The organism is Lacibacter sp. (genome assembly GCF_035299325.1).
In the GTDB taxonomy this organism is placed as follows: Bacteria; Bacteroidota; Bacteroidia; order Chitinophagales; family Chitinophagaceae; genus Lacibacter.
The window spans coordinates 1-19,170 of the sequence record NZ_DATGWT010000035.1 but is presented as its reverse complement, the minus strand read 5'-3'; the positions used below and the strand labels follow the sequence as shown (position 1 = coordinate 19,170).

Below are 19,170 nucleotides of genomic sequence, written 5' to 3'. Positions count from 1 at the left end.
AGGATTTATCAGCTCGTATTTCTTATGTTGGCTGCTGCGAAAGAAAGAATGGGATTAACGGATGATAACCGTACCCATGGCCTGGGTTAAATCCATTTCTAATTGCTTTAGATGCTGTTGTGTCTTAATGAGGTTAGTCATTTCTTCATCAGAATGTACTTGTTGCATATCATTATTGTTCTCTATGATCATCTTTTTGATCTTACGCAACTTTAAATAAGTAAGGATCGATTGCATTTCCTGCAGGTACAATTCATCTTTTGTAGGAAATGGTTTTTCATAAATGCGTATCCAGTTTGGACTCAGCTCTTCCGTGAAATCAGCTAACGAAACCACATGCTTACTTACCGTTTGATCTTCATGAAACAGAAAGCCTTTCATGGTTGGTTCACTACCGGCATTGTATAACTGTCGATACAATTCAACCAGGTTCAGCAAGTCGGGATGTTCTACCATGCCCCATTCATCAATTTCAGCTAATGCATGCTGGGCCAACGTTGTTTCCTCATCCCAAGGCAATAAACCAAACTCAAGTAAACAACGCACCAATGCACGTTCATGCATTTCATCAGTATTGAACAGTTGAAGCGTTGGATCTTCATAATTGTCTGTTGATGGAAAATCAGGAAGCTGTTCTTCATCACGGATGTTTTTTGCTTCCAGCTTTGTCATCCGTTCACGGATGAACTTATTCACCAATGAATGTAAACCTGCTTCATCGATTCTTAACAGCTCTGCACTTTTATGAATATAATCCTGCTGACGTGTAAAATCTTCAACCTTATTAATCCTGCTGATGCTTTCAGCAATAGTATTTACTGCTGCTGCTTTCTTTGTTGTATCGTTTCCCGCATCTTTCAGCATCACTTCAAGCTGAAAGAGAATTACATCTTTTTTATTCTGTTTGATGAAGTCAATAAAACCAGAAGCACCAACTTTATTGACATAACTATCAGGATCTTCTTTATCGGGGATCAATACAAGATGCACATTCAACCCTTCTTCCAACGCAAGATCCAAACCACGCATGGCTGCTTTTACACCTGCAGCATCTCCATCATATAAAATGGTAAGATTGTTACTGTACTTTTTGATCAATCGCAATTGATCTGGTGTTAATGAAGTACCACCACTGGCCACCACATTTTCAATACCTGCCTGGTGAAGCGAGATCACATCAGTATAACCTTCTACCAATAAACATTCATCGTTCTTATCAATCGATTGCCGGGCAAAGTACGTGCCGTAGAGAATTTTACTCTTGATGTAAACTTCATTCTCCGGCGTGTTAATATACTTCGGCGCATTTTCTTTTTTACCAATGATACGTGCACCAAATCCAATGATCTTTCCTGTGTTGTTGTGAACAGGAAAGATGATACGTTCACGGTAATTATCCATCAACTCACCATTACGTTCGGCAACAATACCTGTTTTGGTGAGCAGTTCTGCATTGTATTGTTGTTTCAGTGCTTCGCTGGTAAACGCATCACGCTGGCGTGGAGAATAACCGAGTTGAAATTTCTGGATGATATCTTCCCTGAAACCACGTTCTTTCAAATAACTCAATGCAACAGCCTGTCCTTCTTCTGTATCAAACAACTGCTTGCTGAAAAACTGTTGCGCAAACGAGTTGATGATGTAAAGACTGTCTGCTGTTTGGCGTTGTTCTTTTACTTCAGGAGAGGAATAAGTTTCTTCAACTGTTACATTATACTTTGCAGCGAGGAACTTCAATGCATCAACATAACTGTACTTTTCATGCTCCATCAAAAAGCTCACTGCATTACCACTCTTGCCACAACCAAAACATTTGTAAAGTTCTTTTGCAGGAGAAACGGTAAACGACGGGCTCTTTTCATTATGAAAAGGGCAGAGGCCAAGATAATTGGCGCCACGCTTCTTTAATTTCACAAAGCCGCCAACGATCTCAACAATATCGATACGGCTTAAAATCTGTTGTATGGTTTCCTGCGAGATCAAGGCGGGCAAATTACGAAGAAAAGTCCTGTAGTTGGTAGCCGGTAGTCTTTAGTCGATAGTCGGAGTGACCGTTGTGAACAATGCGGACTAACCTTCAGCGACTTACTTCCGACTACCATCTAACGACTTACGGACTATTTCCCTACATTTGCACCCGTTATGACACTAGAAAAATTAAACGATATAAGGGAACGCATTCTTGTCCTGAGGAGGTTTCTTTGACGTCGAGAACCGACTATATAAAATCGCAGAAGACAAGCAACTCTCTCTAAGTCCCGGTTTCTGGGACGATAATAAGCGGGCAACCGAAATTTTAAAGGAGACCAAGAACAACGAGTATTGGGTAAAACTCTATGAGGATACCAATTCTGCCGTTGAAGATTTTGCTGTGCTGTTTGAATTCTGGAAAGCAGGTGATGCTACAGAAGAAGAAACAAAAGAAGCATACGATAAAGCAGTGAATGCAATTGAAGATGCTGAGTTTAAAAGCACGCTTAATCAACCTGAAGACGAATTACCCGCAGTTTTACAGATCAATTCTGGTGCCGGTGGAACAGAAAGCCAGGATTGGGCCGAAATGCTTGCACGTATGTACCGCATGTATGGCGAGAAGCAAGGCTGGAAAGTAACCGAAATGGATTGGCAGGATGGCGATGGTGCCGGTATTAAAACCTGTACCTACCAGTTTGATGGTCCGTTTGCTTATGGTTTTCTGAAAGCTGAAAGTGGTGTGCATCGGTTGGTGCGTATTTCACCTTTTGATAGTAATGCAAGACGACATACTTCGTTTGTAAGCGTGTATGTTTACCCGTTAGTGGATGATACCATTACCATTGAGATCAATCCGGCGGATGTAAAAATGGAAACATCACGAAGTGGTGGTGCCGGTGGACAAAACGTAAACAAAGTAGAAACGAAAGTACAGTTAACACATATTCCAACAGGTATTGTGGTGGTTTGTCAGCAGGATAGAAGTCAGCTGGGTAACCGTGAACTGGCCATGCAGATGTTGAAGAGCCGCTTGTATGAAATGGAATTGCAAAAGCGGAATGAGTTGAAGGATGCTACCAATGCCAAAAAGAAAAAGATCGAGTGGGGAAGCCAGATACGCAGCTATGTGTTCCATCCGTACAAGATGATCAAAGATCATCGTACCGATTATGAAGTGGGCAACGTTGGCCCTGTGATGGATGGAGAACTCGATGGCTTTATCAAAGCCTATTTGATGAGTGAGAAGGAAGCAGAAGCGAAGTAATAATGAATTCGTATAGTATATAGCCCTGCATTTTGCGGGGCTTTTTTTGCGCAAACGGGAGCACAAAGCATATGATCGATAGTTTGTACCTTGCAGGCCATTAAAAGAAGACCTGTTCTTACGTTTAACAGTAAGTAACTATTCTCTTCTATCGTAAAAAGCAACAAGCAAAACACAACATTATGAATCTCGGTTATTTCAACTACCCGTTGCCGGTTAATGAACCTGTATTAAACTATGCGCCGGGCTCACCGGAAAAAAAGCGTTTAAAGGAAGTCTTGGCTGAATTAAAAAGTACGGAGATTGATGTGCCCATGTACATCGGTAACAAAGAAGTACGTACCAATAAAAAACATGCCATGCGTCCGCCGCATGAACACAAGCATGTACTCGGTTATTTTCATGAAGGTGAAGAGAAGCACGTGCAGCAGGCAATCGATGCAGCATTAGCTGCGAAAGAAAGCTGGGCCAACATGAGTTGGGAAAGCCGTGCAAATATTTTTCTTCGTGCTGCTGACCTTATCGCCACCAAGTATCGTCCGTACATGAATGGTACAACCATGCTGGGGCAAAGCAAAAATGTATATCAGGCTGAGATCGACAGTGCATGTGAGATCATCGACTTCCTGCGTTTCAACGTTCATTTTTTAAGTGATATTTATCGTCAGCAACCCATCAGTGGTGCGGGTATGCATAACCGTATGGAATACCGTCCGCTGGAAGGTTTTGTATTGGCCGTAACGCCCTTCAACTTTACAGCTATTGCTGGTAACCTGCCAACAAGTGCTGCTATGTGTGGTAATGTTGTGGTGTGGAAACCTGCGAACACAGAAGTGTACAGCGCACAAATGATCATGCGTGTGTTGAAAGAAGCAGGATTACCTGATGGTGTTATCAATTTAATTTATGTTGATGGCCCAACAGTTGGTAAAGTATGTTTCAATCACAAAGATTTTGCAGGTGTACATTTCACCGGTTCAACAGGTGTGTTCAACAACATGTGGGAAACCATTGGAAAGAACATGGGTATGTACCGCAGCTATCCACGCATCGTTGGTGAAACAGGTGGAAAGGATTTTGTATTGGCACATAAGAGTGCAGATCCTGATGTGGTGGTAACAGCTTTGTTACGTGGTGCATTTGAATACCAGGGACAAAAATGTTCAGCAGCATCAAGAGCATATATTCCAAGTAATATTGCAGAAGAAGTAAAGAAGAAATTAATTGCCGGTGTGAAGAGTTTCAAAATGGGAACGGTAGAAAATTTCTCCAACTTTATTAATGCAGTGATCGATGAAAAAAGTTTTGATAATATCAAACGCTACATCGATAATGCAAAGAAAGATGAGAAAGCAGAAATATGGGTGGGAGGTAAGTGCGATAAGAAAGAAGGATACTTTGTACAACCAACAGTGATCGAAGCAAAGAATCCGAAATATGTAACTATGTGCGAAGAGATCTTCGGACCGGTACTAACGGTGTACGTGTATCCTGCAAACAGTTTTGAACGTGCATTGGAGCTGGTTGATACCACTTCACCTTATGCATTAACAGGTGCTGTTATTTCACAGGATCGGGATGCAGTGGAACTGGCAACAGCAAAGCTTCGCAACTGTGCAGGTAATTTTTATATCAACGATAAGCCAACCGGGGCGGTTGTTGGTCAACAACCTTTTGGTGGTGCCAGAGCAAGTGGTACCAATGATAAAGCAGGAAGTATTTTAAATCTTTATCGTTGGTTAAGTGCCAGGACAATCAAAGAAACATTTAACCCGCCAACAGATTATCGTTATCCGTTTTTGGGTGAAGAATAAAATAATAAAGAGGCCGGATTTAATCCGGCCTCTTTATTATTAATTTATTCTTTTTTCTTCGCCGCATTTAAATGGATCTGAAAACCGATATTTATTTTGAATGTGTTATATCTGTCATCAACATCTTCAAATTTCATGGATGAATAGCCAAGTGTAAACTCCAGTGCGGTATGCTGGTTTAAAAATATAGCGGGGCCGGCCATGAACGAATAACCATTCATATTGCTTTTGGTATCGCCACTTCCTTCCGATCCAAAGCCATAGGCGCCATCAACGAAAATATTTACTTTTTGTTCTTTTGATGCGGGTATAAAATAATACCTGATAAAGGGTGCAAAGCTGGTTACAACATAAGCATCATCCTCGCCATCTTCTTTGTAAGAATCAATTTGAACTCTCAGGCCACCGGCAAAGTTGTTGACAAAAAAATAGCCGATGTTGGGTGCAAAGCTGAATGAAGTGCTTTTTGAATCTCCCCATTTGTCAGAAGAAAAAGAAGTAGAACCTCCGAGAAGCAGGTTTCCTTTCGTGATTTGTGAACGGGTCACATTGGCAAAAAGAAGCAGCAGGCATGCTGCGAGAACTGATTTTTTCATTGTTTTAAATTTTGGGTTAAAAATTATAAGGCACAGAAAAAATCAATCTGCAATCGATTAGTAAGAACTATGATCAACTAAAAATAATAACTGTTTTGTAGAAATCAAAGCTTTTGCAGGTAAGGGTAAGGGATTAGTATTTTTTACTTAGGTGATACAGACTGATAAGTTACTGACGAACAAAATATGTTTTATACAGCCTGTTTCATTGAATTTATTGAGGCGGGAGCATAAAATTCAATGATCGTTTTTTTGAGTTAATCCGTTTGGTTTTAGTCACTTGAAATGAAATCTTCTTTATCCCGTGTTGTTTTGGCACGGTTTTTTAAAGAGATGGGTTGTTTTCGTGCACGGAATAGTTTGATTAAAATTATTTATGATGATACGGGTTGAAAAAGTATTCATTCATATAAAAATCATGAGCGAAGTATTTTTTTAGCGAACCTGCCTTACGGCAGATAAGTATCATCTGGCAATAACACTTTAAAATATATTCAGATGAAACTATTATTCATTTCAGCAGCATTAGTAGTAGCAGGCTTTGCACATGCACAGCATAGGAGTAACGTACATTTTGGAATAAAAGGCGGTTTAAACATTACAAATCTTGCAAGTTCTCCTGATGCTGATTATGAAACCAAAGCAGGCTTTCATGCAGGTGGTCTTGCACATATTCACCTGAGTAAATCATGGGCTTTGCAGCCTGAAATAATGTACTCAGGTCAGGGTGCACAAACAAACGATGCAAAAGTTAAACTCGATTACGTAAATGTGCCTTTGCAACTGCAGTATATGTTTGATAAAGGTTTCAGGATTCAAACCGGACCACAGTTGGGCATATTGGCTGCAGCTAACGTAAAGCAAGGCGATTCAAAGACTGATGTAAAAGAATCGTTTAAGACTGCAGAATTAGGCTGGACAATTGGTGCAAGTTATGTTGGTGAATCGGGTCTTGGTATCGACGGACGATATAACCACGGCATCACCCGCATCAATGCAAATGACGGAGTAAATTTATATAACAGAGGGTTCCAGGTGGGTTTATTTTATGTGTTCAAACACAAGTATTGATCGACCCATGAAGAACGGTAAGCTGTGTGCACTTGTGCATGCAGCTTATTTTTTTAGTTGATAGAACAATCCCCAGCCGAATGGTGAAAACGAAGCAGTGCGTATGCCGCATGCATTGAGTGCATTACTCGTCCATTGATTGCAGGTGGTAAATAGTCCGTAATTGAACGTGGATCTGTAAAAATAATCGTAACCGTAAAATCCCAGGTACGATTGTATAACCGGTTTCCCGTTTTCAATTTTAAATCCTGATTGGATATAGGCAATCAGTTGCAAATACTGTTCAACCGACAAAAAGCGCTTCACCGTTACCGGTAGTTTCAACGACCATACAGTATCTCTCCATTGAATATGCATCACACTGCTGTTGCCGGGCTTCGCAATAATTTCAGCAATGGTAGAAAAACGGTGTGATCTGTCTTGCGCAACTTCCGTCATCCAGTCCTCATCGGCCCATGCAAAACTGATCAGTTTACGATCGCTGTGTTTCCTGCGCATGGTAGAATCATCAAACCAATTCATCCAGTTAATGATCTGCAGGGAATCTTCAACAGGTAAATATAATTCGGTATGAAATCCATCACCATGAATTAATAAAGGAATGCCACTGCTGTGTTTGATCTCATCTTTATTTCTCGGCCAGAAACAACCGATCAATACAAAGCAGCCATACAGCACCAGCAGATCAGCAAGTAGCTGTACTGTAAACAGGAGAAGCCGGGCAAAGCGTTTCAGCAATTGCATCAAAACCAATTTAAGTATTTTACCACGAAGTGTTTATTTTTATCAAAATTTCAGCAGTGAAGACCATCTTATCAAACGAACAGTTACAACTCACCATACAGCGGTTAAGTCATCAGTTGATCGAGAATCATCATCCGTTTACTGATACGGTATTTGTTGGCCTGCAGCCACGAGGCATTTACCTGGCCGATCGTATTGTGCAGATCATTCAAAGCATTTATCCCGATCAGAAACTGCAATACGGTAAACTGGATATTACGTTTTATCGTGATGATGTGCACAAGGAACTGCATGTAGCCAACCAAACCACCATCAACTTCAACATTGAAAATAAGAATGTGATCCTCATCGATGATGTGCTCTACACCGGCCGTACCATCCGTGCAGCCATGGATGCCTTGGTCGATTTTGGCCGCCCCGCAAAAGTAGAGCTGTTGGTATTGGTCGATCGCAGGTTCAACCGCCAATTACCCATACAGCCCGATTACACCGGCAAAGCCATCGATTCTATTCTCAGCCAGAAAGTAACTGTGGATTGGGAAAAGCCGGAAGTTGTGTTGCTTTAATGCACAAGGTTCAAGGTGCAAGGCACAAGTTTAGTTCAATCAGAATAAGTAATTCTAATAGCGTAATTGTTAACCTATGTCGCAGGAATTGGAAATACGATTTTTCAAGTTTGCTGAGCGTTGCCGGGATTTTTGTCGTTCGGTAAAATGGGATATAATCAATTCAGAATATATCAAACAGCTTATCCGTTCCAGTGGATCCGTTTCGGCCAACTACATTGAAGCCTCGGATGATTTAGGTAAGGCTGATGAAAAAATGAAGATTAAAATATCCAGAAGAGAAACAAAAGAATCAATTCAATGGCTTAGTTTGATTTTAACCTACGAAAATCAACAATTGGAAACTGAGCGAAAGTGGTTATTAGACGAAGCCGACCAAATCCGAAAAATCCTGTCTGCAATTATCAATAAATTGGGAGGCTGATATCTTTCAGGCCTACTGCCTAACTCTTGTTCCTTGCCCCTTGCACCTTTTTCCTTGTTCCTTGCCCCTTGCACCTTGTTCCTTGTCCCTTGTTCCTTGTTCCTTGCCCCTTGTTCCTTGTTCCTTTTCTTCTTTTCCCTTAATTTTGCTTTTTAATGCAACTATCCACTCGTCATCTGCTCGGCATTAAAGATCTCACGGCACAGGATATTCAATTGATCCTCGATACAGCCGCCCAATTCAAAGAAGTTTTACAACGACCCATTAAAAAAGTTCCGTCGTTGCGTGATGTAACCATCGTGAATCTTTTTTACGAGAACTCCACCCGCACACGTATTTCGTTTGAACTGGCAGAGAAGAGATTGAGTGCCGATACCATCAACTTCACCGCTTCAGGTTCGTCAGCAGCAAAAGGCGAAACCCTGCTCGACACCGTCAATAATATCCTGAGCATGAAAGTTGACCTTGTGGTAATGCGACATAGCGCCAGCGGTGCTCCTCACTTTTTAGCCAAACATATTCCGGCTGCAATTGTGAATGCAGGCGATGGCATTAATGAACATCCCACACAGGCGTTGCTCGATGCATTTTCAATCAGAGAAAAATTAGGAACGCTGGAAGGAAAGAAAGTGGCGATACTGGGCGATATCATGCACAGCCGGGTGGCACTCAGCAATATTTATTTATTAAAGAAGATGGGTGCTGAAGTAACCGTTGCAGGTCCGCCCACACTCATCCCGAAATATTTACAACAGGCATTTGGTGTAAACGTATCGTACAATATTGAAGAAACATTGAAATGGTGCGATGTGGCGAACGTGTTGCGTATACAATTAGAGCGGCAGAGTCAGCCGTTGTTTTCTTCCTTGAGAGAATACAATCTTGCTTACGGTATCAATCGAAAACTACTCGATTCATTAAATAAAGAAATTGTGATCATGCATCCCGGCCCTATAAACCGTGGTGTGGAATTGGACAGTGATGTAGCCGATAGCAAACAGTCCATCATTCTGCAACAGGTAGAGAATGGAGTAGCGGTGCGGATGGCTGCCTTGTATTTGCTGGCCGGCAAACGTTCAGAAAATTAATTGTCATGCTTCGTGCAATTCTGTTATTGCTCTTCTCAAATATTTTCATGACGATTGCGTGGTACGGACATCTGCGCCATCAAAACGTACCGTTGTGGAAAGTGGTACTCATCAGTTGGGGAATTGCATTTTTTGAATATTGTTTGATGGTGCCTGCCAACCGCATTGGTTACCAAAGCGGGGTAAATGCATTCGAATTAAAAATGATTCAGGAAGTAATTACGCTGGTGGTGTTTGGCGTGTTTGCGGTGGTTTATCTCAAAGAACCCTTTCACTGGAAATACATTGTGAGTTTTCTTTTTCTCTTAGGAGCTGTTTATTTCATGTTTAAGAAGTAACGGTTCATTGTCGTAATAACGACATTGCATGACATCGCAATCATTTAGGTTTGCGTAAATCTTACAGTATGAAATTAGTGTTCACGATTCTTTACCTTGTTACTTCATTCATTGCAACAGCACAACAACCTGCCGGATTGCCTGTAGGTGCAGCCGCTCCCGATTTTACATTAAATGATCAATCGGGCAAATCATTCCAGCTCAAGCAAACCAATCAGGAAAAAACAGTCGTGTTGATTTTTTATCGTGGACAGTGGTGTCCGTATTGCAGTAAACAGATCAAAGGTCTGCAGGATTCCATGCAACTCATTGCTGATAAAGGAGCAACCGTAGTTGCAATCACGCCCGAGATACCGGCCAATGTGCAAAAAACAATCGAAAAAACAAAAGCAGCGTTTCCGATATTAACCGATGAAGGATTAAAGGTGATGAATCAATACAAAGTTGCCTTTGCAGTAGATGAAAAAACGATCGAACGCTACAAACGTTTCAATATAGATTTTAATGAAGCCAATGGTGCAAACGGCACAAATCTTCCTGTACCGGCTGTATATATCATCAGGAATGGAAAAATTGTATGGCGTTATTTCGATGCTGATTATCGCAAGCGGCCATCGGTAAATGAAATTGCAGCGCAGTTATAACAGCACCCATTGTTAAAGATCAGGTAGCCTGTTCGCTAAAACCTTCTTCATAGTCTTCAACCAGGTCATCATCCGAATCATTTTTACTGAACTGGTTTACATCTTTCAATGTAAAGGTATCCATACCGGTTGTTTGCCTCCATTCTCCCTGCTCCAGGCGCAGTACCTGTACCGGTAAACCAAACCTTCGTTGAAATTCAAATTCAAGATCAGTTACTTTTTCGGTAGGCAGAATATCGATCACGCCATCAATATGAATATCCTTGATCTCTTTCAACATCTTTTCATCGGGCAACACATCACGCTCATCTGATGATTCATACAACAGATGCGGCTTCGAATAAAATTCCAGTTTCAGAAAAGGATAATAGTCAGAAAAAACATTTTTTATTTCTTTGAGAGTAATGTTATCGTGCAATTGAATATGCATAGTTGTTATTTGTCAGTGAAGGTAGAAGCCCTTTTTTCACAACCCAATGTCTGTCATCAAAAGAAGCGATGATTGTTGTCAGACAATTTTGCTGATGACAGCCATACTCATCACCAAACCAACTTCGCCACTCTTCCTTTGCCACCAGCTAAATAAACAGCCTTCCCTTTCTTCGCTTTGCGCACAACATGAAAACCTTCAGCAGAAATGTTGCGCCAGTTGTTACCGCCATCTTCACTTACATCAATACCGGTGATGCCACATGTGATGAGTTTTGATTTCGATAAATACTCAACACAGCTTCTGTAACCAAACGGTGGAGTAGTAGGCGTTAAAAAAGTTTTACCTCCATCTTTTGTCAATACACAATTCTTTTCTGTTGAAGTGGCGTTATTAAAATCACCACCAACAACAGCAAATGTTTTTTTATCCCACACGGCTAATGAATTAGCACCCGTTGTTTCTTTTCCCTGGATGATCGGTAATACAATTTTATCATTCCGGATAAAGATGCGTGAATAAGTACCACCTGTAATAAACAGTAATTCCTGTTTACCAACCGTACGCACATTGGTACCACTGCTGGCAAACATCGCTTCCCCTTTTTCTGCAGCAGGGGAAAGACTTTCGGGCATGGGTCGCCACGTAGCACCACCATCAACAGTAACGGCAATAAATATTTTTCCATTAATCGGGTCGCCAACTACCACACCACTCTTTTCATTAAAAAATTCCATCGCATCTAAAAACATACCCGGTCGATTATCTTTAAAAACGATCTTCCAGCTGATACCACCATCAATTGTTTTTAAGATCACAGCAGGTGTATCAATACCCATGATGATCGCAGTGTTTGCATCGAAGGCTTCGATATCCCTGAAATCCGTTTTTGCAAAGCCATCCACTTTTGTCCATTTAAACGAAGCACCACCATCAATCGACCGACCAATCATTCCATTTGCACCACTCACCCAAACAATATTATCATTCACCACACTCAATCCACGAATGGAATTTGTCTTGCCACTATCAAGTAATTGAATGGTTTGTGCAGATAATTGCAAACTGCAAACGGCAAAAAAAACACAGAAAAGAAGTTGTTTCATATTATCAAATGTAAGTAATGCATTATTCCAAATGCACGAGAGACTTTGCATAAATCATGCCTACAAAAAAGTAGAGTGATGCACACAGTATGCTGATGTAACTCCAACTGTAATTCACCACAGTAGTACCCAAGCTTAATCAAGGCGTTCGACGGAACATGGGGGTAATATGTTCCGGCTTGACTTTTTGGTTCTTTTGTGTCAACCTGTCCCGCCTTAGCGGGAGACAAAAGAACAGAAAGAGTTGCTTTGCAACCGCCGTCGGGGCTTCCAGCCGCCCACGGGGTTTCTCCCACTAACACCAGTTCGCATTCTCTCCATTATTTCCTACATTCGTCCCGATTGCAATAACTATGACCGAATACAACTATCTCCCCCTCGACGAACAGCAACTCACCTTCGATGAAGTGAAGAATTACCTGCAGTTCAAACAATTTGTCTCCATCACCTTTCGTGCACATCATAAGATCGAAACATGCCGGCAATACCTCGATAAAAAAGTAGCGGAAAGCGATACGCCCTTCTATGGCATCAACACCGGTTTTGGTTTTTTGCAAAACGTGATCATTGCTGATGATCAGTTAGAGCAACTGCAGAATAATTTGTTGATGAGCCATGCATGTGGTATGGGCGAAGAAGTGCCCGAAGAAATTGTAAAGCTCATGCTCGCCTTAAAAATAAAATCGCTCAGCTATGGTTACAGTGCCGTACAGGTGGATACAGTAAAGCGTTTAATGGACATGCACAACAACAATGTACTGCCCGTTATTTATCAGCAGGGATCATTGGGTGCAAGTGGCGATCTTGCTCCGTTGAGTCATTTGAGTTTGCCATTAATTGGTATGGGAGAAGTGAAGTATGAAGGCACAAGGTACAAGGCACAAGAAGTGCTTAACAAGTTAGGATGGAATCCCATTCATTTAAAAAGCAAAGAAGGCTTAGCGCTCATCAACGGTACACAATTCATGAGTGCGTATGGCATGTATTGTTTGGTACAAGCCGAACGATTAATGCAATGGGCCGATCTCATTGCAGCTATTTCTTTTGATGCATTTGATTGTATCGATCAACCCTTTCACGAAAAAATACAAACCATCCGTCCGCACAGCGGACAAATACACACCGCTCAACAATTAAGAAACATTTTAAGCGGCAGTGAAATCGGTCAGCAGAAAAAACAACAGGTACAGGATCCGTATAGTTTCAGATGTATACCACAAGTGCATGGTGCAACGAAAGATGCTATTGCACATGTAAAGAATGTATTCTTAACCGAGATCAATTCTGTAACCGATAACCCCAATGTATTTCCTGATGAAGATCTCATTGTAAGCGGTGGTAACTTTCACGGTCAGCCGTTAGCGTTAGCACTGGATTATTATGCAATAGCAATGAGTGAACTCGCTAACATCAGCGAACGAAGAACCTATCAACTCATCAGCGGACAACGCAACCTGCCGATGTTCCTGGTAAAAGAAGCCGGACTCAACAGTGGCTTTATGATTCCGCAATACACAGCCGCAGGCATTGTGAGTGAAAACAAACAACTCTGCACACCTGCAAGTGTTGATAGTATCTCCAGCAGCAACAACCAGGAAGATCATGTAAGCATGGGCGCCAATGCAGCCACCAAAGCTTATCGTGTCATGAAGAATGTAGAAAAAGTATTGGCCATCGAATTACTCAGTGCAGCACAGGCATTGGATTTTCGTCGTCCGTTAAAAAGCTCAGCAAAAATAGAAGAGGTAATGAGTGCTTTTCGCAAGCAGGTAAGTTTTGTTGATAAAGACAGAGTGTTGCATGATGATATGATCGCTGCTGTAAATTTCATCAGTCAGGAGTTGAACCACTAAGACGATCGAAGAAGAAAGTCGATAGTGCTTAGTGAAAAGGCAATAGTCAATTGGCAACAAGCAAAAATATCCGTGTTCATCTGTACAATCCGTGAGCAACAAACGCAACAAAAATTAAGTAAATTTGGTAAACGCCTTTTATGAAATCAAAAAAGCAATTAAAAGAGGAACTGCACCAACTCATCGATAGTATCGATGATGAACAGGTGTTGCAAACCCTCAACGAAGACCTTGTGCCTTATGTTGCTAAGAAAGATGCAGCATTATTGACAGCTCAGCAACAACAGGAACTCGAAGAAGCAATTGCGGCAGCAGATAAAGGAGAAACCGTTTCGTTTGATGAATTCAAAGCAAGCATGGACAAATGGCGTACCGCATACAAATCAACAGGCGCTTCGAAATAAATGTGCATATAAGACAGCCGATAGTGGATAGTGGAAAGTAGTTAGTGAAAATGTAATAGTCAATAAGCGATCAATAAATAAATCCTTTTTTCTTCTTTGTGAACTTCGAGCCTTCCCGTCTTAGTGGCAAAAAATCCGTGTTCATCTGCGCAATCTGTGAGCAACAAAAATCTTATTCATCTTTTCAATCCCATAAATCATGGTTCAGACAACTTACGATGCTGTTAAATACAAAACCCCCACGGGCAGTGAATTATCCTGCAAAGGCTGGATCCAGGAAGCAGCCCTGCGCATGCTCCTCAACAACCTCAATCCCGACGTTGCCGAACGCCCCGACGATCTCATTGTATACGGCGGACGAGGCAAAGCAGCCCGCAACTTCGAAGCACTCGACAATATCATTGCCGCCTTGAAAGTATTGGAGAACGATGAATCACTCCTCATCCAGAGTGGTAAACCCGTCGGCATCTTAAAAACACACAAAGACGCACCACGAGTACTCATCAGCAACAGTCAGCTCGTACCCAACTGGGCCAACTGGAAACACTTCGATGAGCTCGAGAAAAAAGGACTCATGATGTACGGACAAATGACCGCCGGCTCCTGGATCTACATCGGCTCACAAGGCATTGTGCAAGGCACCTATGAAACCTACGCTGCCATTGCCGATAAACATTTCGGCGGCACACTCAAAGGAACCTTGAACGTTACTGCCGGACTCGGCGGTATGGGTGGCGCACAACCTTTGGCCATTACCATGAACGAAGGCGTCGCACTCATTGCCGAAGTAGAAGAGTGGCGCATCGATAAACGCATCGAAACAAAATACCTCGACGAAAAATATACCAGCATCGACGAAGCCATTAATGCGGCTGTGCATTACCGTAAGGAAGGCATTGCCCGCAGCATCGGCGTGGTATGCAATGCCATTCATCTGCTCGATCATTTGATCTCACGTGATATTATTCCCGATACACTCACCGATCAAACAAGTGCACACGATCCGCTCATTGGTTACATACCGCACACACTCAGCAATCACGAAGCAAACGAACTGCGTACCAACAATCCCGAACGTTACCTGCAACTCAGTTACGAAAGCATGTACCTCCATGTGCAACTCATGTTACAACTCATGGACCAGGGAGCTATTACGTTTGATTATGGAAATAACATACGGGCGAGAGCGAAAGAACAGGAAGATCGTCAAATGCAAGCCGATAGTCATAAGCCGATAGTAGATAGTAAAGAATCTTCACTACCCACTACCAACTACCGGCTATCGGCTAAAAACTACCGGCTACCGGCTAACAACTTTCCAACCGGAAGATGCTTTGCATTCCCCGGCTTCGTCCCCGCTTACATCCGTCCTCTCTTCTGTGAAGGCAAAGGCCCCTTCCGTTGGGCAGCACTCAGTGGCGATGCCAATGATATTGCCGTAACCGACGAACTCATCATGAACATGTTCCCCCACAACAAAGGCATGTTACGATGGATGAAGATGGCGCAGGAAAAAATTGCTTTCCAGGGATTACCTGCACGCATCTGCTGGCTCGGCCAGGGCGAACGGGAAAAAGCAGGACTCGCCTTTAACGAACTCGTACGCACCGGCAAAGTAAAAGCGCCCATTGTAATTGGTCGTGATCATCTCGATACCGGTTCTGTAGCCAGCCCCAACCGTGAAACCGAAAGCATGCTCGATGGCAGCGATGCCGTAGCCGATTGGCCCATCCTCAACGCACTTGTAAACACCGCAGGCGGCGCCAGCTGGGTAAGCCTGCATCATGGTGGGGGTGTAGGTATGGGTTACAGCATTCATGCAGGAATGGTAATCGTTGCAGATGGTACAACTGATGCAGAAGAAAGATTGAAACGGGTTTTACGTAACGATCCGGGAATGGGTGTGATACGACATGCGGACGCCGGCTATGAACTCGCTCAAGAAACCGCAAAAGCCAATAACTTAAACATACTCGATAGAATTCAATAAGCCGGCAGGTCCGTCCCGCCTCAGCGGGACAGCTGGCTACGATATTGCAAAGGAAACGTTGAAAGCAAACGATCTTGATTTTAAAGAGCGGTTGAAATAAGATTCAACTGCTCAACTTTCCTGTCGCCCAATAAACTTGTCATCCCGACGCAGAGCTTGTCCCGCATCAGCGGGAAGGGATCTGCCCAACACCAGCACCACAGCCCAACAGATTGCTCCTTCGACGAAATGACAACTCTGTTCAACTGCAAACCCAAATACAAATGATTTTGTAACAGAGGCAAGTGCTGCTATTGAGCTGTTGTTGCAGTTTATCCTGAGCTTGTCGAAGGGCACTCTTGTGCGGTTGTTAATTCTATGCATCAAAAAATAGCCCAATAGACCTGTCATCCCGACGCAGGAGGGATCTACCAAACCCATGCACTCAGCCCAACAAACCTGCAACGAGGAAACTCCGTTGCCAAACCCAAATACAAATGTTTTTGTAGCAAAGCAAGTGCTGCTATTGGGCTGGTGTTGCAGTTTATCCTGAGCTTGTCGAAAGGCACTCTTGTGCGTTTGGTAATTCTATGCAGCAAAAGGCTCTGCTTTATTTCTTTTTTTTACAAATGGTTCGTACTGAAAAATTAATTACGAAGTCACTAAAAATGGAACAGTTAAAGATCCACCTACGAACCGGTTTCTATTGAACCTTTTTTGTTGGTTTTCTTTTTCTTCGGGGTGTTTGTTTTTCTAATATTGTTTAGGTAATTCGTGAAAGGTAGAGTATCTGACTTTCTTTCAATTTCAGCCTTAGATTTTTGGATTATTTTCTCAGGTGCGTCAATTTTATTTAGATAGACATTAATTCCAGTAATTGTTTGATTGCCCTTATACTTCGTTTTCCTATAACTAAGTTTAAAACCGCTTGATGTTACAATATCCAGCAAGGTATTAAGCAAATGCCGAAAATCTTGTTGTGATGAAAACGTCAAATCGTCAACATACCGTGTATAAGTTATCATATGCTTATTGCAGACCTCAATCAATTTCATATCTGTGCTTAGAAAAACAAGATTTGCTAAGTGAGTACTCGTCGGTGTGCCTTGCGGCAATTCATGCTTCCATGTTGTAAGTTTTGTCAACCAATGAGCATAATGAGGTGAAAACTTTAAATGTATAAAGGTGTCGTAAACTCTTTGAGCGTTTATACTTGGATAAAAATCTTGAAGATCTGTTGTGAATTGATATTTGTTGCCCTGATGCGGTTTGGCATTCGAAATGTTACTTCTCTTTTTGACACCACCATGTACGCTGTCTGGTAATTCTATTGTTGCTAATATCCTATTCTTGATATTCTTTTGAATTATTTTCAATTCTCCCAATGATGGCCGTATGACTCTTTCTTTTATTGTTCCGTCTTTATATCTTTTAGGATTACCAGTCTTGCTATCGACTTTTTTTTCCACCCACTCTTTATAATATTTATCCATTTGGGCGATGAGCCCTTCAACTTCCAAAGGCTTGAAACCAATAGTAGAACACAATCTCTTGAACTCATTTTTTTTAAACTGAGAAGAATTCATTAACCAAAGATTTTACGGAAGGACTAATAATTTCAAATGCTTTTCTTTTGCTAGGCTGAACATCATCTTCCGTCATTGAAAGAAAAAATAAAATCGGTAAAGGCATTTTTAGATTTTCGCTAATTATCCTAAGAGTTGAAAGATTTGGCTCTTTAGAGTTGCTTTCAATTTGAGAAAGATAAGTCTGAGTAATCCCACATGAAGAGGCAAACTCTTTTTGAGTAAGCCCTTTTTGCTTCCTAATATTTTTTATGACATTTCCTAAGTCCATTTCCGTGCATATAAAAAAATTAAGGAGTGTTCGGGGTTCGATTCAACATCATTTACTTCTAATCTGTTTAAACAAAAAACTTAGTTAACAATTCAATCACTTTTGCAATTTCATGAAGAATTTGCTGATTGGTTCTACCTTTTTTCTGTTTCAGTTTTTGAAGTTTTTCTAATGCTTCACCTAAGACCGTTTGGTCTTTCTCCGAAAGAGAACACTGGCTCTTTGTGATAACCATGATACTATGTATCAAATTATCAATGTTTTGATTTTGCATTAATCGAGACATATTACTTGTTTTTATGACAACGACATTGTTGCCTGCTTACCAACAACATCTTAGTAAAATGTCCTATTAAAGGTCTATACACTTAATGTGTAATCAATGTTCTCATGCACTCACTTAAATTTCCTGCTTGTAAAAAAACAATACGTAAGTGGCACAAATCAATACACATAACGTGCACTCAATGTGTTATCCTCCGCTTAATTGAATAAGAAACAAAGCATAAGTACGACTAATCAATTCACTTCAGTCCAATGCCAATGACGGACAGAGGGGCTGGGTGAACGAATGGGCGCCTTCAATTTACCCGTAAGGGTTGCCTTTTCAGACAGTCAAGTGAACTCCATTAAGAGTATAGACATCAAAACAACGCTCAAAGAACTATTACAAAACAAAAGTAATTAAATATTCCTGATAGTTAATAAAATTTGAATATTGATTTTTCCACACCTTAAAAAAAATGTGGAAAGGTTTAGCCATTGTTGATCCTCCCGATCAATAATATTTCCCCCATCTGGTCCATGTATAGTAACGCTGGCGCAAGAATGAGGCGCTGCTTTGTGTATTCGCTTCTTGTGCCTGAGTATTTGAATGCATAAACTCTCACTGGCGCATTCTATGATCATAATCAAATAAAACCGCAACAATTTTAGGCTGCAGCTTTAAATTTATTTAGATCAACAAAAGGGTTATTTCTATCTATTACTGCAAAGGCTCTGCTAACGATTTTGCATCTAATAGCATT

At 41.5% G+C, this 19,170-nt stretch carries 19 protein-coding genes; 11 read left to right on the top strand and 8 right to left on the bottom strand.

Going from position 1 to position 19,170, the window contains the following annotated elements; all coding sequences use genetic code 11:
* Positions 1-54 precede the first annotated feature (54 nt).
* Positions 55-1,983 carry a DNA primase gene (gene dnaG, locus VK159_RS19380; protein WP_324231826.1) on the bottom strand — a complete coding sequence of 643 codons (1,929 nt, stop codon included), beginning with the start codon at positions 1,981-1,983 and terminating at the stop codon, positions 55-57.
* Between the two features lie 159 nt (positions 1,984-2,142).
* On the opposite strand from dnaG, the gene prfB reads away from it, so the two are divergent.
* A protein-coding gene (gene prfB, locus VK159_RS19375) for a peptide chain release factor 2 (RefSeq protein WP_414672832.1) occupies positions 2,143-3,238 on the top strand; the annotation gives its coding sequence in 2 pieces (ribosomal slippage) (positions 2,143-2,190 and positions 2,192-3,238; 1,095 coding nt in all).
* Positions 3,239-3,420: 182 nt separating this feature from the next.
* Positions 3,421-5,052 carry an L-glutamate gamma-semialdehyde dehydrogenase gene (gene pruA / locus VK159_RS19370; protein WP_324231824.1) on the top strand — a complete coding sequence of 544 codons (1,632 nt, stop codon included), beginning with the start codon at positions 3,421-3,423 and terminating at the stop codon, positions 5,050-5,052.
* Positions 5,053-5,096: 44 nt separating this feature from the next.
* On the opposite strand, the gene VK159_RS19365 is transcribed toward pruA, so the two are convergent.
* Complete coding sequence (locus tag VK159_RS19365; protein WP_324231823.1) at positions 5,097-5,648, bottom strand: outer membrane beta-barrel protein; 552 nt, start codon at positions 5,646-5,648, stop codon at positions 5,097-5,099.
* Positions 5,649-6,146: 498 nt separating this feature from the next.
* On the opposite strand from VK159_RS19365, the gene VK159_RS19360 reads away from it, so the two are divergent.
* Positions 6,147-6,719, top strand: a complete 573-nt coding sequence (locus tag VK159_RS19360) for a porin family protein (RefSeq protein ID WP_324231822.1) — start codon at positions 6,147-6,149, stop codon at positions 6,717-6,719.
* A 45-nt stretch (positions 6,720-6,764) separates the two neighbouring features.
* Here the strand turns inward: VK159_RS19360 and VK159_RS19355 are convergent, their stop codons facing one another.
* A complete protein-coding gene (locus VK159_RS19355; RefSeq protein ID WP_324231821.1) occupies positions 6,765-7,463 on the bottom strand; it encodes a DUF2459 domain-containing protein in 699 nt (232 codons plus the stop codon).
* Between the two features lie 56 nt (positions 7,464-7,519).
* Here VK159_RS19355 and pyrR point away from each other — a divergent pair, with 56 nt between their 5' ends.
* The 5 genes from pyrR (at position 7,520) to VK159_RS19330 (ending at position 10,523) form a co-directional block, all read left to right on the top strand.
* On the top strand, positions 7,520-8,029 hold the full coding sequence (gene pyrR / locus VK159_RS19350; RefSeq protein ID WP_324231820.1) for a bifunctional pyr operon transcriptional regulator/uracil phosphoribosyltransferase PyrR: 510 nt from the start codon (positions 7,520-7,522) through the stop codon (positions 8,027-8,029).
* 76 nt (positions 8,030-8,105) lie between these two features.
* Positions 8,106-8,453, top strand: a complete 348-nt coding sequence (locus VK159_RS19345; RefSeq protein WP_324231819.1) for a four helix bundle protein — start codon at positions 8,106-8,108, stop codon at positions 8,451-8,453.
* Positions 8,454-8,608: 155 nt separating this feature from the next.
* Complete coding sequence (locus VK159_RS19340) at positions 8,609-9,541, top strand: aspartate carbamoyltransferase catalytic subunit (protein ID WP_324231818.1); 933 nt, start codon at positions 8,609-8,611, stop codon at positions 9,539-9,541.
* A gap of 5 nt (positions 9,542-9,546) precedes the next feature.
* Entirely contained in the window at positions 9,547-9,879 is a 333-nt protein-coding gene (locus tag VK159_RS19335; RefSeq protein WP_324231817.1) for a DMT family protein, read from the top strand.
* A 68-nt stretch (positions 9,880-9,947) separates the two neighbouring features.
* Entirely contained in the window at positions 9,948-10,523 is a 576-nt protein-coding gene (locus VK159_RS19330) for a peroxiredoxin-like family protein (RefSeq protein WP_324231816.1), read from the top strand.
* Between the two features lie 19 nt (positions 10,524-10,542).
* On the opposite strand, the gene VK159_RS19325 is transcribed toward VK159_RS19330, so the two are convergent.
* Together VK159_RS19325 and VK159_RS19320 are read right to left on the bottom strand one after the other, a co-directional pair.
* Positions 10,543-10,953 carry a hypothetical protein gene (locus VK159_RS19325; protein WP_324231815.1) on the bottom strand — a complete coding sequence of 137 codons (411 nt, stop codon included), beginning with the start codon at positions 10,951-10,953 and terminating at the stop codon, positions 10,543-10,545.
* Positions 10,954-11,063: 110 nt separating this feature from the next.
* Complete coding sequence (locus VK159_RS19320) at positions 11,064-12,059, bottom strand: oxidoreductase (RefSeq protein ID WP_324231814.1); 996 nt, start codon at positions 12,057-12,059, stop codon at positions 11,064-11,066.
* A 353-nt stretch (positions 12,060-12,412) separates the two neighbouring features.
* Between VK159_RS19320 and hutH the strand changes: the two genes are divergently transcribed.
* The 3 genes from hutH (at position 12,413) to hutU (ending at position 16,306) form a co-directional block, all read left to right on the top strand.
* Entirely contained in the window at positions 12,413-13,912 is a 1,500-nt protein-coding gene (hutH, locus tag VK159_RS19315; protein WP_324231813.1) for a histidine ammonia-lyase, read from the top strand.
* Between the two features lie 140 nt (positions 13,913-14,052).
* Positions 14,053-14,316, top strand: coding sequence for a hypothetical protein (locus VK159_RS19310; RefSeq protein WP_324231812.1), 264 nt, complete (start codon positions 14,053-14,055; stop codon positions 14,314-14,316).
* 199 nt (positions 14,317-14,515) lie between these two features.
* Positions 14,516-16,306: a urocanate hydratase gene (hutU, locus tag VK159_RS19305; RefSeq protein WP_324231811.1), complete on the top strand. Its 1,791-nt coding sequence runs from the start codon at positions 14,516-14,518 to the stop codon at positions 16,304-16,306.
* A 668-nt stretch (positions 16,307-16,974) separates the two neighbouring features.
* Here hutU and VK159_RS19300 read toward each other — a convergent pair.
* The 3 genes from VK159_RS19300 to VK159_RS19290 all read right to left on the bottom strand — a co-directional run bounded on the left by VK159_RS19300 (position 16,975) and on the right by VK159_RS19290 (position 18,428).
* Positions 16,975-17,871 (bottom strand): reverse transcriptase family protein, encoded by an 897-nt coding sequence (locus VK159_RS19300; RefSeq protein WP_324231810.1) that lies wholly within the window; start codon positions 17,869-17,871, stop codon positions 16,975-16,977.
* Entirely contained in the window at positions 17,852-18,142 is a 291-nt protein-coding gene (locus tag VK159_RS19295) for a helix-turn-helix transcriptional regulator (RefSeq protein WP_324231809.1), read from the bottom strand. Before VK159_RS19295 ends, VK159_RS19300 begins: the two co-directional genes overlap by 20 nt.
* Before the next feature lie 67 nt (positions 18,143-18,209).
* A complete protein-coding gene (locus VK159_RS19290; RefSeq protein ID WP_324231808.1) occupies positions 18,210-18,428 on the bottom strand; it encodes a hypothetical protein in 219 nt (72 codons plus the stop codon).
* Between the last annotated feature and the right edge of the window lie 742 nt (positions 18,429-19,170).

Coding starts and splice junctions, on each gene's coding strand:
- pruA (WP_324231824.1), top strand. CDS start 3,421: ATGAATCTCGGTTATTTCAACTACCCGTTGCCGGTTAATGAACCTGTA.
- VK159_RS19365 (WP_324231823.1), bottom strand. CDS start 5,648: ATGAAAAAATCAGTTCTCGCAGCATGCCTGCTGCTTCTTTTTGCCAAT.
- VK159_RS19360 (WP_324231822.1), top strand. CDS start 6,147: ATGAAACTATTATTCATTTCAGCAGCATTAGTAGTAGCAGGCTTTGCA.
- VK159_RS19355 (WP_324231821.1), bottom strand. CDS start 7,463: ATGCAATTGCTGAAACGCTTTGCCCGGCTTCTCCTGTTTACAGTACAG.
- VK159_RS19345 (WP_324231819.1), top strand. CDS start 8,106: ATGTCGCAGGAATTGGAAATACGATTTTTCAAGTTTGCTGAGCGTTGC.
- VK159_RS19340 (WP_324231818.1), top strand. CDS start 8,609: ATGCAACTATCCACTCGTCATCTGCTCGGCATTAAAGATCTCACGGCA.
- VK159_RS19335 (WP_324231817.1), top strand. CDS start 9,547: ATGCTTCGTGCAATTCTGTTATTGCTCTTCTCAAATATTTTCATGACG.
- VK159_RS19330 (WP_324231816.1), top strand. CDS start 9,948: ATGAAATTAGTGTTCACGATTCTTTACCTTGTTACTTCATTCATTGCA.
- VK159_RS19325 (WP_324231815.1), bottom strand. CDS start 10,953: ATGCATATTCAATTGCACGATAACATTACTCTCAAAGAAATAAAAAAT.
- VK159_RS19320 (WP_324231814.1), bottom strand. CDS start 12,059: ATGAAACAACTTCTTTTCTGTGTTTTTTTTGCCGTTTGCAGTTTGCAA.
- hutH (WP_324231813.1), top strand. CDS start 12,413: ATGACCGAATACAACTATCTCCCCCTCGACGAACAGCAACTCACCTTC.
- VK159_RS19310 (WP_324231812.1), top strand. CDS start 14,053: ATGAAATCAAAAAAGCAATTAAAAGAGGAACTGCACCAACTCATCGAT.
- hutU (WP_324231811.1), top strand. CDS start 14,516: ATGGTTCAGACAACTTACGATGCTGTTAAATACAAAACCCCCACGGGC.
- VK159_RS19300 (WP_324231810.1), bottom strand. CDS start 17,871: ATGAATTCTTCTCAGTTTAAAAAAAATGAGTTCAAGAGATTGTGTTCT.
- VK159_RS19295 (WP_324231809.1), bottom strand. CDS start 18,142: ATGGACTTAGGAAATGTCATAAAAAATATTAGGAAGCAAAAAGGGCTT.
- VK159_RS19290 (WP_324231808.1), bottom strand. CDS start 18,428: ATGTCTCGATTAATGCAAAATCAAAACATTGATAATTTGATACATAGT.